This is a genomic window from Fibrobacter sp. UWB10 (assembly GCF_900182935.1).
Lineage (GTDB): Bacteria > Fibrobacterota > Fibrobacteria > Fibrobacterales > Fibrobacteraceae > Fibrobacter > Fibrobacter succinogenes_O.
The window spans coordinates 801,691-817,720 of the sequence record NZ_FXUE01000002.1; the positions used below are offsets into that span (position 1 = coordinate 801,691).

Below are 16,030 nucleotides of genomic sequence, written 5' to 3' on the forward strand. Positions count from 1 at the left end.
ATAAGTACAACTGCACAAAAAAGCAAGATGTCGGTAAATTATTTTACTTTTTTTCGATGGTTATCTTTTTCCATTCACCATATTCACATGTATAATATTCATCTTCAGATTCGACAAAATATTTATCTAGAGCAATGTCAATGGGGCAATAACCCAATTTGGGGTCAAAGTTGCTTTTCTGCCATGCTTTTTCGCCATTCCGGCTCTTTTGTTCATACAAATAGTAATTCATTTGACCGTCTATTTCATATGAACACGTATCTCTAGCAGACATGTTTTCAGTTGGACAATAATATTCCAATTCAGTTATTTTGCCCCAAGCTCCATCAAAACAACGATGGTAAATGGTTACCTTGTTAGGATCTTCTCCATAAGTCAGTTTTTGCTTTAAGCTGTCATTTTCAGCATTGCATTCTGGATTTGCGTTTGCAAGACTATCAATATCGTACCAGGCTCCATTACCGGCGTATACGTATCTTTCAGTGGGAATGCCATTTTTGGAAAGGATACAAACATCCCCTTCCGATTTATTAATGGTATCGCAGTGAACACTTGAATTCCTTTCTACCCAGGAACCTTGCTCACATTGGTAATATGTTGGAGGTTCCGTCATGAAAAATGTTGAATCGATCAGGCCTTCATTTTCAGCATTGCATTCCGGGAACTCGTCCACGAATCTATTCATGTAACAATAAATTCTTCCTATCGATGGACCTTCCATGCAATTTTTGCGATAGAGGGAACTCTCAGTTTCCAAAGACGAACTGGATTCAATTTCGTCATCGTAACTAGAAGAGCTTATTTCATCATCACTAGATGAGGTCAATTCTTCGAAATAGGACGAACTTGAGGGGGTACCAATTGGTTCCGGCGAAACAATCGTTTTTTCGTCGCCGCAAGCAGTAAAAAAGAGTGAAAAACCGAAGGCGGCCATACAAGCCGATTTAAGCATAATAAAACTTTTATCTGCTGATAAAAGCATAAATCATCCTCCAATTCCTGTGTAATTGTTCTAAACATACAAAAATTCATGAGCGTACAGACTAAACAATTCATTAAAAATTTCTTTTTTGTATTTTTGGGGTATGCAATTCGTCGATAAGTTGCGGGAAAAGCCCGCGGTTCAAAAATTAGAGAAGTTTTTTCCGGCTATAGCATTCTTGGGCGGTTTTGCGTGGGATTCCATTACGCTTGGCCAGATGGTCTATGGCACCGATATTTTGATATTGCTCGCCTACTACACCGGCGCGCTTATTCTAGTGATCTTGCTTTCGGCGCAGTTGGAACATCCCGAAGGCTGGACAAAAGAACGCTTGCAGGCGCTCGCCAAGGCGCAAGCGAAACCCGCTGTAGCAAAAACAGCCGCTCTGCAAACGGCTCCCGTCCAAAAATCGGCAAAGCAAGTCGAACCAGCTGCCGAAAAAACTGTTCAGAACCCTGTTGAAGAATCTGCGGCCGACCCCGAAATAAAGACGGAAGAATCTCGCTTCAGAAGGGCTGCCGCATTTATTGCAGAAAAAACGCCCGCCCGCGCCAAGGAAGCCGCCAACCGCGCCGCCCTTGAAGCTAAAGAAGCGACTGCCAAGGCCGCGGCCCTTGCATCTGCAAAAGCCAAGGAAGCGGCAAGCCGTGCCGCCATCGAAGCGAAAGATGCCGCAGTCAAGGCAAAAGGTGCTGCAACCAAGTTTGCCAAGAATGTGGGCTACGAATCGACCGCGATTCCAGAAAATGCGATTGTTGTACGCCACCGTTTCTTAGACCGTGAATGGAGCGAAACCTGGAAACAGCGCTTTACTTGGGCTGTTCAGTTCTTCTTTGGCGGTTTGTTTAGCGCCCTGGTAGTCTGCTACTTTAAGAGCAGCGGCTCGCTCGCCTCGTTCTTGCTTGTGATTTTGCTTGCCATTTTGCTTGTCGGTAACGAATTCCTGCAAAAGAAGTACGAAAGCTTTGGCGTAAGCCTTGCGTTCTTCTGTTTGCTGGGTACCATGTTCATGAACTTTGCGATTCCGCACTTGGTTCACCGAATCGGATTCATCTGGTTCTTGATTAGCACGGTGCTTTCGTTTGGCTTGTGCCTGTTTATCTGGAAGATTTCGCACCGCAAGAAGAGCATTCTTGTCGCCCCCGCCCTCATTAGTATCTTCTTGATTGTTGCCTACATTATGAACTGGGTGCCGCCTGTACCGCTGGTGCTCAAGCAAAAGCTCGCCTGCCAGAACTTCGATAAGGTGAGCTACAGCTGCGATGTCGACGATCCTAGCCTGCTGCAGATGATTGGCCTCAAGATTCCGAGCGTACATCGTGTCGACAGCAGCGAAGTCTACTTCTTGACCTCGGTCTATGCGCCGGCAAAGCTCAAGGCTGAACTGGAATACCTGTGGTATTACCAGGACCCGAAAACGGGCAAGTACATGCTGACGGACCGTATTTCTTCGGGCCGCATGATGATTAACGGCGGCCGTGAATCTGGATTCAGGACTTTCACGCGTAAGAAGAATACTCCTCCGGGCAAGTACCGTGTAGAAATTGCTTACAAGAACGGGGCCGTGATTGGCTCGGGTACATTCGAAGTCTTTAACGAAGCGCCTGAAGACGGCTTTGTGCGCGATACGTTGAGGTAGTTATGAACGATTTAGAAAATGATCCGATTCTTAACGCGAGTTCTATCAATAGTGAAGACTATTGGTTCTTGAAGTTGAACAATAATAATCTAAATTTGGACCATGAACAAAATCAAGACAGCAACACTGCAGGGCAAGTGGACGGGCAACAGCCAAACCAATAACCAATGGTACGTTGATCAGGCGCTTGCACTTAAGGGCAAGGGAATCGACTTGGTCGTTCTCCCCGAAATGTTCCATACGCCGTATTTTCCGTTCGAAGAAAATGCCGACTTTTTTGACATGGCCATCGAAAAAGATAGCCCGCTGGTAAAGCAGTGGCAGGGCATTGCCAAAGAAATTAACGCCGTTGTCGTTTTCCCATTCTTTGAAAAACGTGCACGCGGCATTTACCACAACAGCGCCTTCGTTTTTGAACGCGATGGTTCTATTGCCGGTCTTTACCGCAAGAGCCACATTCCCGACGATCCGGCCTTTTACGAAAAGTACTACTTTATTCCGGGCGACACGGGTTTTGAACCCATCAAGACGAGCGCCGGTACACTCGGTGTGCTGATTTGCTGGGACCAGTGGTTCCCCGAAGCAGCTCGCATTATGAGCCTGAAGGGTGCAGACATTCTTATCTACCCCACTGCAATTGGTTGGATGAAGTCTGAACCGGCTGAAATTTACCCGCGCCAGCAGGACAGCTGGGTCACGGTGATGCGTGGACACGCCATTGCAAACCGCACCTTTGTTCTTTCGGCAAACCGCATTGGTACCGAAGGCGAACTCACCTTCTGGGGAACGTCTTTCGTGGCTGCACCCGATGGCTACATCATTCACAAGAACGACACCGATTTCCTGGGCGCAAGCATTGTCGAAATTGACCTTGCTGAAACCGAAGAAAATCGCCGCTGGTGGCCGCATTTCCGCGACCGTCGCGTAGACCTATACGGGGACATTCTCAAGATTTGGTGTAAGGATTAAGATATGCCAAAAGCAAAAGTACGTTATCCTGCGGAATGGGAAGATCAAGCAGCCACATGGCTCGCTTTTCCGCATAACAAAAAGAACTGGTACGGCGAACGCGGAGAAATGATCCGCAAGTTCTATATCGATTTAATTCGCACGATTAGCGAATTTCAGCCCGTGAATGTGCTGGTTCCTAAAAAAGATTTTCTGACGACGCCGGAAAAAATCGCTGTAGCCGACCGCCCTTTCCCGGCTAGTTTCTTTACCATTAAGACGGATGACATCTGGATCCGCGATTACGGTCCGTTCTTCTTGAAAAAGGGGAAAGAAACGATTGTTTCGGAAACAGTCTTTAACGCCTGGGGTGCAAAATTTCCGCCTTGGAAAAACGACAACCAGATTCCGGCCCGCATTGCTGACATTTTCGAATACCAGAAAGGCTCGAGTGTTCCTTACATTTTTGAAGGCGGTGCAATCGAAGTCAACGGTGACGGCCTCGCCATTACCACGCTGGATTGCTTGACGGGCAAGAACCGCAACGATGCAAAAGACGTCAAGAAGGTGGTCAAGGCGCTTTGCAAGGCCTTTGGCTTGCGTGACATGTTGGTGCTCCCCCACGGGCTCCACGGCGACCATACGGACGGCCATATCGATAACGTGGCTCGTTTTGTGGCGAAAGACCGCATCGTGATGTGCGAAGCGACCGACAAGCGCTCTCCGAATAACATTATTCTGTCGGAAGCAAAGTATTTGATTGAAACCTGGCTCAAAAGCCATTATGGCAAGAATGCCAAGGTCGATACATTGCCGCTTCCGCCACAGCGTAAGCTTGACGATGGTCAGATTTTGCCGGCCAGCTACATGAACTTTATTTATGCAAATGGTGCGCTGATTTTCCCGAAGTACAAGTCTCCGAATGATGCGAAGGCGAAGGCTTACTTTGAAAGCGTGTACCCGGACCGTAAGGTTATCGGGCTAGATTGCCGCACTGTGATTGAAGAGGGCGGCAGCCTGCATTGCATGAGCAAGCATGAAAGTTTTTAAGGGAAACCCTTAAAAATCTTTTTTATAATGCGGGAGGGGCCCCAGCTCGGAGTTGCGAAGGCCGCCCGGTCCCCTCCCTGCACCCTCCCCTTCCCTGGCCGACGCAGCCAGGACCTTGTCGATGAAGAACATTTGTTCTTTTTAACTATTTATCCTCACAACAAAAAAACTGTGACTTGAAAATCACAGTTTTTATAGAGTTCTAATTACAAGAATTACATGATTTATTGTTCTAGTAATTTTTGAACATGTTGCGCGAAGGCTTGGAGGCTGGGGTCGCGGGCACCCATTAAGAGGATGGTATCGCCGGGCTGAGCCACTTCAACCATTTTCTCAGCGCACTTGTCGCGATCTTCGATGTAGATGGCTTCGCAGCCCTTCAGAAGCAAATCATCGGCGAGGTCACCGGCGCTGATGTCGCGGGTGACGGTGCCGCCAGCATAGTAAATCTGGCTGAAGAAGATGACGTCGTTGTCGCGGTCGTCGTCAAAGTCCTTCGGGCGAAGCGTCTTCGAGATGAATTCGACAAGGTCATTGCGGAGGAATCGCGTGGGGCCAAAGCCGTGAGGCTGGAACCAGGCGATGACGCGGCCTTCAGTAAAGTCCTGTGCGCTCTTGATGCTGGCAGCAATTTTCGCCGGATTGTGGGCGAAGTCGTCTACGAGAGTCACGCCGTTGAAGGTTCCGAGAATCTGGTGACGGCGGAATACGCCTGGGAATGTGGCAAGGGCGTCGGCGCAGGTGTGCAGTGTTACGCCTGCGCGGAGAGCGGCAGCCGTTGCGGCCAGGGCATTTTCCATATTGTGCTTGCCCGGGAGCGGCACGACGAATTTTACCAGTTCTGCCTGGTGGCGCACACGGAACTGAATCGAGGTTCCGACAGACTTGAAGTCTGTGCCCTGCACGCCTACATAGTTTTCGAATCCGAAGTCGAATTCACGGCCGGCGCTGAATTTCTTAGCGAGCGGATGCGCGTCGTTCACGATCAGAATCTTGCCGTTGTCCAAAATGTTGTGGCTGAACTTGAGGAAGATTTCTTGGAGTTCGTTCATTTCCTTGTGGTCCTTGTCCACATTCAGAATCAAACCGATTTCGGGTTCGTAGCGGACCAGCGTTCCGTCGCTTTCGTCTGCTTCGACAACGAGCCATTCACCCTTGCCCGAAACGGCGTTACCAATCTTGCCTTCTTTCTGCAAGTTCACGAGGCCAGCACCCGTCATCACGGAAGGCTGGAGGCCTGCATACTGCAAAATGTGATAAATCATGGCGGTCACGGTAGACTTTCCGCTGGTGCCCGAAACGGCGATGGTCTTTGCTTCTTTAGAAATCTTTGCGAGCATTTCGCTGCGGTGCATCACCGGGATTCCGAGCTCTTTGGCGCGCTTGAGGTCCGGATTCGAGTCTTCAATGGCGGTACTTACCACCACTGCATTCAAGCCTTCTACAACGCCAGAGCCGTCCTGCGGAAAGCACTTAACGCCACATTCTTCAAGCTGATTCATAACGAGGGGCTTTTCTGCCGCACTAAACTGGCGGTCCGAACCGCTAATTGCTACACCCTTGCCAACAAGATACTGGGCAATGGCACTCATGCCTACGCCCGCAACACCGATAAAAAAATAAGATTCCATGCGAGGAAATGTAGTAAATCAGGATAGTTTTAATTGAAATTTTTTGATGATCACACGGATTCGATTTTACTAACGTAAAATCAATTAAAAAACAATCAGATATACCATGAAAAAAACGTTAGTTTTTTCCAATCCGTGTGGCATATTTAATGCGATTTGAATCTGTTTTTATATATTAAAGTCATGAACTTCTCGGATTCAAGATTCACGACGATTGCGCACCGCAACTTGTGGGGTGAATGGACGTTCGTGTTCGAGAAATCCAAGCTGTGTAGCCTGCGCTATACGGGAGAAGGTGTTCCGAGTTCGGTTCAGGCCTGCGCTTACGCCGAGCCGGATGTGGTTCAGACTTTATCGTCGACGGTGGCCCGCGCCTACCGCAAGGCCGTACAGCAGTTGAACCTGTACCTGGCCGGAAAGCTCCAGGAATTTTCGCTCCCGCTCAAGGTGTACGGCACTGATTTCCAGATGAAAGTCTGGGATGCCATCACCGAGATTCCTTACGGAGAAACTCGTACCTATCAGCAGGTTGCCGAAGCGGTTGGAGAGCCCCGCGCCACGCGTGCCGTGGGCGCCGCCCTCCGCGCGAACCCGTTACAGATTATCCTCCCCTGCCATCGCGTGGTGGGCAAGGGCGGAAGCCTAGTCGGCTACGCCCTGGGGCTTGATCTCAAGCGGAGACTCCTCGTTATCGAAGGCGCAATCCCGCAGGAACTCCTATTAGAGTAAGCATTCTTGCCGAGGCTTGCAAACAGGTATTAACCTGTTTGTAAGACGAAGGAAGACCAAAGACAAACTAATCCTTTTGGAGTTCTCATAGATCTTTGGTCTTTTCACAAATCGTAAAAAAAGCACCCCGGAGAACCGAGGTGCTTTCAACTAAAGGCTTATTTGCCCGTCGTCGAGGCTTTGGGCTTCTGGCGTAGCGGGCGGAGTCTAATAAATTTTTTACCGCTGTGGACCGGGAGCGCTTTGACTCCCTCGCCAGCATGCGACACGCGGACCTCCCCTGCTAGTTCCGTCTGCCCAGTAAATAGGTTATGATTGATAGCCATACTTTGAATTTACTAAAAAATTTTTTTCTGTCAACTATTCCAAATTAAACTACTTGGCGAGAAGAACATCCTTTGGGCTACATTCGTTTTTTTTATATTGTTAGGGCAAAATTTTGGTTGCGCCCCTGGCGGACCGCAAAAAAGGAACATATATGAGAAACTCGCTCAAGATCGAAGGTCAGGTCAAGACTTACCTTAAAGAAGATGAACTCCCGAAGGCATGGTACAACGTCCGTGCCGACATGAAGAAGAAGCCCGCTCCTCTCCTGAATCCGGGTACCGGCAAGCCGGTTACGTTCGAAGACCTTCAGCCGGTTTTCTGCGACGAACTCATCAAGCAGGAACTCGATAACGATACCGCTTACATCGAAATTCCGGAAGACATCCGCACGTTCTACAAGATGTACCGTCCGTCTCCGCTCGTTCGCGCCTACTTCCTCGAACAGGCACTCGGCACTCCGGCTCACATCTACTACAAGTTCGAAGGCAATAACACCTCGGGTTCTCACAAGCTCAACTCCGCTATCGCTCAGGCCTACTACGCCAAGAAGCAGGGCCTCAAGGGCGTGACGACCGAAACGGGTGCAGGCCAGTGGGGCACCGCCCTTTCGATGTCCAGCGCCTTCTTTGGACTGGACTGCCAGGTTTACATGGTGAAGGTTTCTTACGAACAGAAGCCGTTCCGCCGCGAAGTCATGCGCACCTACGGTGCCTCTGTGACTCCGTCTCCTTCCATGAACACCGAAATCGGTAAGAAGATTAACGCCGAATTCCCGGGCACCACCGGTAGCCTCGGCTGCGCCATCTCCGAAGCCGTGGAAGCAGCCGTGAAGCAGCCGGGTTACCGCTACGTTCTCGGTTCCGTGCTGAACCAGGTGCTCCTCCACCAGTCCGTGATCGGTCTCGAAACCAAGGCCGCTCTCGACAAGCTCGGCGTGAAGGCCGACCTCATCATCGGTTGCGCCGGCGGTGGTTCTAACCTCGGCGGTCTCGTAAGCCCGTTCATCGGTGAAAAGCTCCGTGGCGAAGCCGACTACGATATTCTCGCTGTGGAACCGGCAAGCTGCCCGAGCTTCACTCGCGGTAAGTACGCTTACGACTTCTGCGATACCGGTAAGGTTTGCCCGCTGGCCAAGATGTACACCCTCGGCTCCAGCTTCATTCCGTCTGCCAACCACGCCGGTGGCCTGCGCTACCACGGCATGAGCAGCATCCTCTCTGAACTCTACGATCAGGGCCTGATGCGTGCAACGTCTGTGGAACAGACCAAGGTGTTCGAAGCCGCAAAGCTCTTCGCCCAGACCGAAGGTATCCTCCCGGCTCCGGAATCCAGCCACGCTATCCGCGCTACCATCGACGAAGCCCTCAAGTGCAAGGAATCTGGCCAGGCCAAGAACATCGTGTTCGGCCTCACCGGTACGGGCTACTTCGACATGGTTGCTTACCAGAAGTTCAACGACGGTGAAATGAGCGACTACATCCCGACGGATGAAGACATCGCCAAGAGTCTCGCTCAGCTCCCGCAGGTCAACGGCTAGCTAAAACGTCATTGCGAGGAACGCAGTGACGAAGCAATCCATCCTTAAATAGATTAGCCCCGGATTTAATCCGGGGCTTTTTGCTTATATCTTTAATCGTTCTGTCCTAGTTCTTGCTACCAGTGACGCGGTAGCGGAATTCTCGCCCATTCTTTTTGAAGCGAACGAATAGGGCCTGTTCCTTTTTGTCGTAATAGAGCTTCGGCTGTTGCGGTTTTACGGCCTGCAGGCGCGGCAAGCTGCGGATAGCATCCGTGCTGTCCTGTTTTGTGGAATCCGTCACCACGGAATCTGTTTTGACCGAATCCGTCTTCACGGTATCTTTTGAGGTCGTATCAGGCTCGGGTTCTTGAGCCTTCAAAAGTTCCAGCATTTTTTCGGCATAGCGTTCGCCAAACGTCTGGTAACCTTCGCGCGTAAAGTGCAGCGTATAGCTGGCTTCTTTAAGTGCCGGGCAGCCCTGTGCCGAAATCAAGTGACCGTTCGGAATAAGGTCTGCCGCCTGCTTTACTGCGTCGTTGCGCCAGCCGAGATCGCCCGTAGGAGCAAGTTCGCCAATCAGAATCGGAGTCTTTTCCGGGTCGAGTTCCAGCTCGGCAATCAGGTCGTCGTAGACTTTTTTCACACGTTTCGGCCAGTCGTTCATCTGGTAATCCGCTTCGCCCTGATGGAAGAGGAATCCCTTAATGACGCCTTTCTGCTTTGCGATTTTTCCCATCTCGACAATGCGCTTGTAAGCATCGCCTCCGTATTCGTCCAGGTACTGAATCCACCAGGTATCGCCCTTGTTCTTGGCGTTCTGCACGTAACTCTTGTTGCGGTCCTTGTCGAACAGGTCAATGCTCTGCCCACCAATCGCCACGTTCGCGACAGCCACCGTAATGCTATCCGGCAATTCCTTGATCATTTTGCGACCGAAGAAATCGACAATGCCGACCTTGGATTGGCTATGCCCCATCGGGGGTGCCGCCGGGTAAAACTCACCCACGGTCTGCCCGGAATGGTTGCCTGCACGCAGCACCTGGAACCGTGGATTGGTTTGACGGTCCGAATCGGTCACGGTCGCCTGCCCCGACATATTCGACTGTCCGTAGGCCAGGTAGATATGTAGATTAGGGTCTTGAGCCAAGGCGGCGACACAAAGCGCCGTCGTCAAAAACAGGGATTTTCCAAACATACGAGCCTCCTTTTTACCACACCAAACAATACCAAGATAATAAATGCAAATGAAAAATGGAGTTTGCATTTGTGCAAAATCATAAAATTAAAGGGAGGATAAATCCTCCCTCTTTAATCGGCTATGCTTTATGCCTAGCGAACGTTTATGCGATGCATTTTATGGGTGTTTTTGCCGCGAACCAGGTACAAACCGCTGTTGAAACCGGCTGCACGGAGAGTTTCGTTCAAAGATACACCCTGGGTCATATTGACAGAGCCGAGACGTTTGCCCTTTAAGTCAAAGACTTGGAACGTTTCGTCTGTAGCCTTCAAGTTGGTATTCTGCGCAGGCGAAATCGATGCGATAATGGGCTTTTGTACCCTATAGTAATCTTCGTAGATTCTGTACCATTCGGCATTTTCGATACTTGCAGTAACTTCAACCATGGGTTCTGTACGATTGGCACCGAAATTGTCATTATTCACCTTGTTGGTATCAATGTTGCCATAGAAAACGCCCTTGGTATAATCCTTCATCGGTTCATACGGATCAGGTTCAAAATCGCCAAGCAGCTGCGCCGTTCCGGAAACATTCATATTATCCAACGGCACAAATACGGTGTAAATCTTGGCATCGTCTTTAATTTTGCTGTTCTTAATTACCGAAAGAGCGCCAATTTTCGCATTTCCGCGAATGTTACCGCTTACGATCCAGGCATCGTCTTCGATTACAGCGTTTTCTCTAAAGTAACCCGCTGAAATAAAGGCTCGATCGCGAACAATAACATTTCCATCAAATGTACCGCCATCAACTACTGCGAAGTCTTCAATGCGTACATTTCCAATCATCTTACCGCCATTCACTACGGCATTCGGGCCAACGTATACAGAGGGCGCAACATAAGCTGTGTTACTTACGAAACCGCCACCATTTTCATGCCTTCTGTAATTGGTTGTATCGGCAGGCACCCAGAAGTTCTTGTTGTAACCTTCAGGCTTGCCGTTATTGATTTGAATCATGTACGGATAGCGATAAATGCTGTAGTAGAATTGGTCAAACAGAATTTTGTGCATTTCAGTCGGTGTAGCGGCAACAGCAAGCCACAGGGCCTTATCGTCAGCTTTGGTTTCAATATCAAGATTGAATGCCGTACCAGCCTTCATTTCGCTATAACGCGGTGTACCATCGGCACCTTCTGCAATCAGGCCAACTCTCCAGCCCGAAGCGGGATTTGGCACTTGATCCGGGGAATATTTGCACCAATGAACTCCGTTCACATCGTGCCTATCAAAACAATCGTAGCCATCAACGACCTTCTCATCTTGAACGATACCGCGGAACTTGACCTTTACGCGTCCCACGCTATCGGGGTAAATACGCACAAGGTTATAGCCCCAGCGCTGCGGCGCCCAATAGCTCGGCGAAATGTAACGGTTGTCTGCAGAGTCAATCCTATTGAGCATCGTGACGCGGGCATGAGAATTCGCCTTTCTTAAAGAATCTGTACTACGCCGTGTCGAAAACTCGTAGTCGCCCCATTTTTCTCGGTACATTTTTTTGTGAGTTTTCTCATATTCAAGAGTTGCCTGTCTCATGGCGAAACGTCCGAATTCGTCGTTCAAAGAATCAAGCGTCCAGTTGTCAAAAACAGCAAGCATCGCATCAAACGGCGTTTGGTCAACTACCCCTTTGGGAGAATCGGTCCATATTTTGTTCACCACTCGAGCACCAGCAACTCCACCGCCAAATTTTTCTTTTAGATGTTCCAAAAAATGCCAGTTGTTGTACTGGTCTATCGAAGAACCATAATAGATATAAGGGAAATCAATCAATTGCTCGGATCCATTAGGAACCCTATCTGAAAAATGCTGATGCATCGTCCAGTTTGCATGGGATTCAACAATCCACCCTGCAAAGCTACCATCTCCTATATCACCTGCAAAGCTTTGCAATCCATGAGCATACTCATGCGCAAGTTCCATATAGGCATATATTTGGCTTTCTCCTGCCCAAATGCCGGCCGAACACTCACCATTGTCATCACAAGCGTCTCCGTCTCGACCTCCATAAAGATAATTGATGATTTCATCGTTTAGAATATACACATTGTTCTTTATTTTGTTGTTTGCATTACTCGGTTGCGGAAGCATCCATTTTAATGAATCATGATAAAAATGAAATGTACTCTCAAGAATGTTTAGTGTTCTTTGAACCTGAGCAGAATCTACGTTTATCGAATTATAGATTCCATTGTAATATCCATCGTATATGCAAACAGCAAAATGATCGGACGAATTAATTTGCCGATATCCTTTTGTAGGGCACACAGATGTCCAAGTCGTAGCCTCGGTGCACGCAAGGCCGCCTAAAAGTGCGATTCCTATCGCAATTGTTTTCTTCATGATGACTCCTATTCCCTCAAGGGACCATTCCCAAAGGGAATAGAAGCAATATACTCTATTTTGTACTTAAACGATTGAAGACAAGTTTTGTATAATCAAAATAAAATAAAGGCCATCTTGTGAAAGATGACCTTATCAATAACTTAATTAATTTGTCCTATTTAACGAAACGTTTGGTAAGTTTTCCCTTTTCCGTTCTTACGATAACATAATAAATTCCTTGCGGGAACTTGGCGATAGACATTGTTGACGGACTCCCCTGTTGCATTAAGAGAATGCGCCCTTGATAGTCTGTAATGGCAACGCTTCGCGTTCCTTGAGGAAGCTGGAGTTGTAACACATTGTCAGTCTTGTATACACCAAGATTGCGATTGGGTGAATCATTCGTAATTCGAGTGATTACGCCTGTAGAATCTTCCTTGATTGCATACCAAGTAGCCTTCTCGATGCTTGCGGTTGCATCGGTCGGAGGTGTGGTGAGGTTTGCGCCGTAGCTTGCATTATTCAGCATGCCGTCGTCGACCATGCCGTAGAAAATTCCCTTGGAAATTTCCTTGGTGAAGTTGTTTTCGAGGTCGCCGCGGAGCTGTGCCGTGCCAGAAAGCTTTTTGTCGGTAACGGCCCACATAACGCCATAAACTTGGGCGTTGTCGGTCACGGTGGTGCTGCCCGCAATAATTGAGAGCGCGCCGACCTTCGCTTTGCCGGTAATGCTTCCGCTAACGAGCCAGGCGTCTTCTTCGAGCACGGCATCGTCGCCGACGGTTCCCGCAGTCACGAGCGCGCGTCCGCGGACAACGGCATTCCCGCTGATGGTGCCGCCGTCTACGACCGCGAAGTCTTCGATGCGGGCATTGCCGGACACGGTCCCGCCATTTACGACGGCATCGGGCCCCACGTAGGCGGTCGCGGCCACATTCGCTTTACCGCTCACGAGGCCGCCCCCGTTTGCATGCTTGCTGTAACTGCTAGCATTTAAGGGCTTCCAGAAACCCCTGTTGTAGCCTTCGGGCGCCCCGTTTACGACTTCGATCATGTACGGATAGCGATAGATGCTGTAGTAGAACTGGTCCCACAAAATCGTCTGCATTTCAGTCGGAGTCGCCGTCACGGCAAGCCACAAAGCCTTGTCACCAGCCTTCGTCTCGATGTCGAGATTGAAGGCGGTTCCATGCTTCATTTCGCTGTAACGGGGCGTTCCGTCCGCGCCCTCCGCGACTAGCCCGACTGTCCAGCCCGAGGCCGGGTCCGGCAGCTTGTCGGGCGCGTAATTGCACCATTTGTAGGTTTTGCCCTTGTAGTAGTCCGTATTGTCGCCAAAGCATGGGTAACCGCTAACAGCTGGCTTATCCTGCACAATGCCGCGGAACTTGATCGTAACCTTGCCGGCAGAATCCGGATAGATTCGCACCAAATTGTAGCCCCAGCGCTGCGGCGCCCAGTAGCTCGGCGAAATGTAATGGTCTGCGCATTCCTTACCCGCCGCGCATTCCATCTTGTTCAGCATAGTCACGCGCGGGTGTCTGCGGTACAGGTCGCCCCAGCCCGAGGCCGTGCGACGGGTGGCAAACCCGTAGTCGCCCCAAGATTTTTTGTACAAGGCCTTTTTTGCAGGCGCATATTCAAGCGTCGCATTCTTCATGGCGAATTTGCCAAATTGCGCATTCAAGCTATCGAGCGACCAGCCGTAAACCATCATCATCGCGGTAAACGGGGTCTGTTCCATGCGGCCATCTTCCCCATCGCGAATCGATTCCATCCAAATGCGGTTGACTTCGTGCGCGCCCTTGTTGCCTCCACCAAATTCCTCCTTGAGGTGTTCCAGGAATTGCCAGTTGCAATAACGGTCGCGCGTGGAACCGTAATACAGGTACGGGTAATTGATTAAATATTCCGCGCAGTGGGCGTCATCTGGATTATATTGGTGCGCCATCCAGTTTGCATGGCTTTCCGCCATCCAACCCGCATGGCTGTTGTTGCCGAGCCAGCCCGCAACGCCCTGCAGGCCGTGTGCAAATTCGTGGGAGGTACCCCAATAATCTTTTAGCGAACCCACGCCGACCCACATGCCCGGGCCATATTCGCCATTCAAGTCTTTAACGAAATCCTGGCCGCCATAAAGGGCCGCCATCACGGAATTATCGTACACGTAAATGTTGCTTTTAAGCTTTTTGTCGGCGCTCTTCGGGAACGGCAACATCCAACCGAGCGAATCTATATAGAAGGAATAAACCTTCTCAAGCGACTGAAGAACGCCCTGGGCATCCGAATTCGGAATAGAGACGTTATTCGCCTGGCCGTCATCGGTCGTGGGCTTTTTACAGACCTCAAAATGATCCGATTCTGCAATTTGCGTAAATCCGTTACTTGCGCACTGGTTTACCCATTCAATGGCGGCGTTCGCGCTTACTGCACCTGCGCAAAATACCGCCATGGCAAAATTTATACCATGATTGACTTTCATACATTTTTCCCAAACAACACACCCACATGGGCGCTATAAATAAATATAAGCTCGTTTAGCTAAAACGAGCTCTTGTATACGAAATTAAACAATTTGTCACTGAGTTTTGTTCAACAGGCAAAATTACGTCTTTCTACCTATTTTGCCTTTTGGGTTTTTGCGGTAGAATCTTTGGAATCGGTTGCCTTCGGGTCTTCGACCTTTTTCTTTTCTGGGCGACCGATATTCTTGTAATTAGGCGTAATATTTATACAGGCCGGAATCTTGGGTGGTTGTCTGTAGAGAGCGAGATCCGGGGTAAATACCCCCTTGGCCTCGGAATAAATACTCCATTTGGTCCCTGCAGGGCAGCCTTCGATAGGCACTCTTGAAAATGCACTAAACCTGGCTCCGGTAATTTTGTATTCAAAGAATTCTGTAGAAGAAGTATCCGGCAACTGCAATGCCTTGGGGCCACCGACCTTCTTTGCTCTGGCAAAATAGGCCTTTTGTGCCTTAATATAGTCCAAAGTATGCTGTTCCAAATCTTCGACTGCCGCTTCTACATTTGCAATTTTAGCCGATTCTTGGCAACTGCGAATTCCTGCGAAACCGCCAACCAAGACGATAATGGTCACAACCGGAATAGCCAGCTTTTTGAGCGGAACTTCACCAATATTGTTCAGCAATTCACGGAAAGAAACGTCTTCGCCATTTTCTTCGACACCATAACCATCCCATTTCAGGAGCTTGATGGCCACAAGAACATGGACAAAAGACTTGGGCATTGCAAGCCCAACCAAAGCAATAGCAAGCAACAGGATTGCTATAAACAAGATAAATGACAAGACAGAATCAACCGAAGGGAGCAACTCCTGAGCGTCTTGAAGCATTTTGAACAGCTGACGGTCTTCGGCAAAGTTCTGGAGCGCCATTCGGCCTGTAAAACTGTCATAGCGCGTAAGGCCAAGCTGAATGCCTTCGGTAGCCATTTCCAGCACTGCAGCAAGCGCTCGTTCCAAGAACAAGAATACCATGCCAACAAGGGCAATCAGCGACGAAATTACTCGTGCCGTGCGTACCGGAGTCAAACCTTTGTTTTTCTGTTCTTTTCTCATAAGCGAATGTCGATGTAAAATGTGTGATGTGAAATGTGCAATGTTAAATTACAAAATTATCCATT

The 16,030-nt window shown here is 49.3% G+C and carries 12 protein-coding genes; 5 read left to right on the plus strand and 7 right to left on the minus strand.

The window, feature by feature from the left end:
* Positions 1-43: 43 nt before the first annotated feature.
* A complete protein-coding gene (locus QOL41_RS07955; RefSeq protein ID WP_283429321.1) occupies positions 44-982 on the minus strand; it encodes a hypothetical protein in 939 nt (312 codons plus the stop codon).
* 103 nt (positions 983-1,085) lie between these two features.
* Between QOL41_RS07955 and QOL41_RS07960 the strand changes: the two genes are divergently transcribed.
* The 3 genes from QOL41_RS07960 to QOL41_RS07970 all read left to right on the plus strand — a co-directional run bounded on the left by QOL41_RS07960 (position 1,086) and on the right by QOL41_RS07970 (position 4,619).
* On the plus strand, positions 1,086-2,621 hold the full coding sequence (locus QOL41_RS07960) for a DUF2914 domain-containing protein (protein ID WP_283429322.1): 1,536 nt from the start codon (positions 1,086-1,088) through the stop codon (positions 2,619-2,621).
* A gap of 102 nt (positions 2,622-2,723) precedes the next feature.
* On the plus strand, positions 2,724-3,590 hold the full coding sequence (locus QOL41_RS07965) for a carbon-nitrogen hydrolase (protein WP_283429323.1): 867 nt from the start codon (positions 2,724-2,726) through the stop codon (positions 3,588-3,590).
* A 3-nt stretch (positions 3,591-3,593) separates the two neighbouring features.
* Positions 3,594-4,619 carry an agmatine deiminase family protein gene (locus tag QOL41_RS07970; protein ID WP_283429324.1) on the plus strand — a complete coding sequence of 342 codons (1,026 nt, stop codon included), beginning with the start codon at positions 3,594-3,596 and terminating at the stop codon, positions 4,617-4,619.
* Positions 4,620-4,843: 224 nt separating this feature from the next.
* Here the strand turns inward: QOL41_RS07970 and QOL41_RS07975 are convergent, their stop codons facing one another.
* On the minus strand, positions 4,844-6,250 hold the full coding sequence (locus QOL41_RS07975) for a UDP-N-acetylmuramate--L-alanine ligase (RefSeq protein WP_283429325.1): 1,407 nt from the start codon (positions 6,248-6,250) through the stop codon (positions 4,844-4,846).
* A gap of 183 nt (positions 6,251-6,433) precedes the next feature.
* Between QOL41_RS07975 and QOL41_RS07980 the strand changes: the two genes are divergently transcribed.
* Entirely contained in the window at positions 6,434-6,979 is a 546-nt protein-coding gene (locus tag QOL41_RS07980) for a methylated-DNA--[protein]-cysteine S-methyltransferase (protein WP_173654137.1), read from the plus strand.
* A 158-nt stretch (positions 6,980-7,137) separates the two neighbouring features.
* On the opposite strand, the gene QOL41_RS07985 is transcribed toward QOL41_RS07980, so the two are convergent.
* On the minus strand, positions 7,138-7,305 hold the full coding sequence (locus QOL41_RS07985; RefSeq protein WP_283429326.1) for a hypothetical protein: 168 nt from the start codon (positions 7,303-7,305) through the stop codon (positions 7,138-7,140).
* 152 nt (positions 7,306-7,457) lie between these two features.
* Between QOL41_RS07985 and QOL41_RS07990 the strand changes: the two genes are divergently transcribed.
* Complete coding sequence (locus QOL41_RS07990; protein WP_283429327.1) at positions 7,458-8,843, plus strand: TrpB-like pyridoxal phosphate-dependent enzyme; 1,386 nt, start codon at positions 7,458-7,460, stop codon at positions 8,841-8,843.
* A 106-nt stretch (positions 8,844-8,949) separates the two neighbouring features.
* Here QOL41_RS07990 and QOL41_RS07995 read toward each other — a convergent pair whose 3' ends face one another.
* From QOL41_RS07995 to QOL41_RS08010, 4 genes are all read right to left on the minus strand, one after another.
* Positions 8,950-10,020: a sialate O-acetylesterase gene (locus QOL41_RS07995; protein ID WP_173654140.1), complete on the minus strand. Its 1,071-nt coding sequence runs from the start codon at positions 10,018-10,020 to the stop codon at positions 8,950-8,952.
* A 134-nt stretch (positions 10,021-10,154) separates the two neighbouring features.
* Complete coding sequence (locus QOL41_RS08000; protein ID WP_283429328.1) at positions 10,155-12,404, minus strand: DUF6055 domain-containing protein; 2,250 nt, start codon at positions 12,402-12,404, stop codon at positions 10,155-10,157.
* Positions 12,405-12,561: 157 nt separating this feature from the next.
* A complete protein-coding gene (locus QOL41_RS08005; protein WP_283429329.1) occupies positions 12,562-14,868 on the minus strand; it encodes a T9SS type A sorting domain-containing protein in 2,307 nt (768 codons plus the stop codon).
* A 137-nt stretch (positions 14,869-15,005) separates the two neighbouring features.
* Positions 15,006-15,965, minus strand: coding sequence for a hypothetical protein (locus QOL41_RS08010; protein WP_283429330.1), 960 nt, complete (start codon positions 15,963-15,965; stop codon positions 15,006-15,008).
* Between the last annotated feature and the right edge of the window lie 65 nt (positions 15,966-16,030).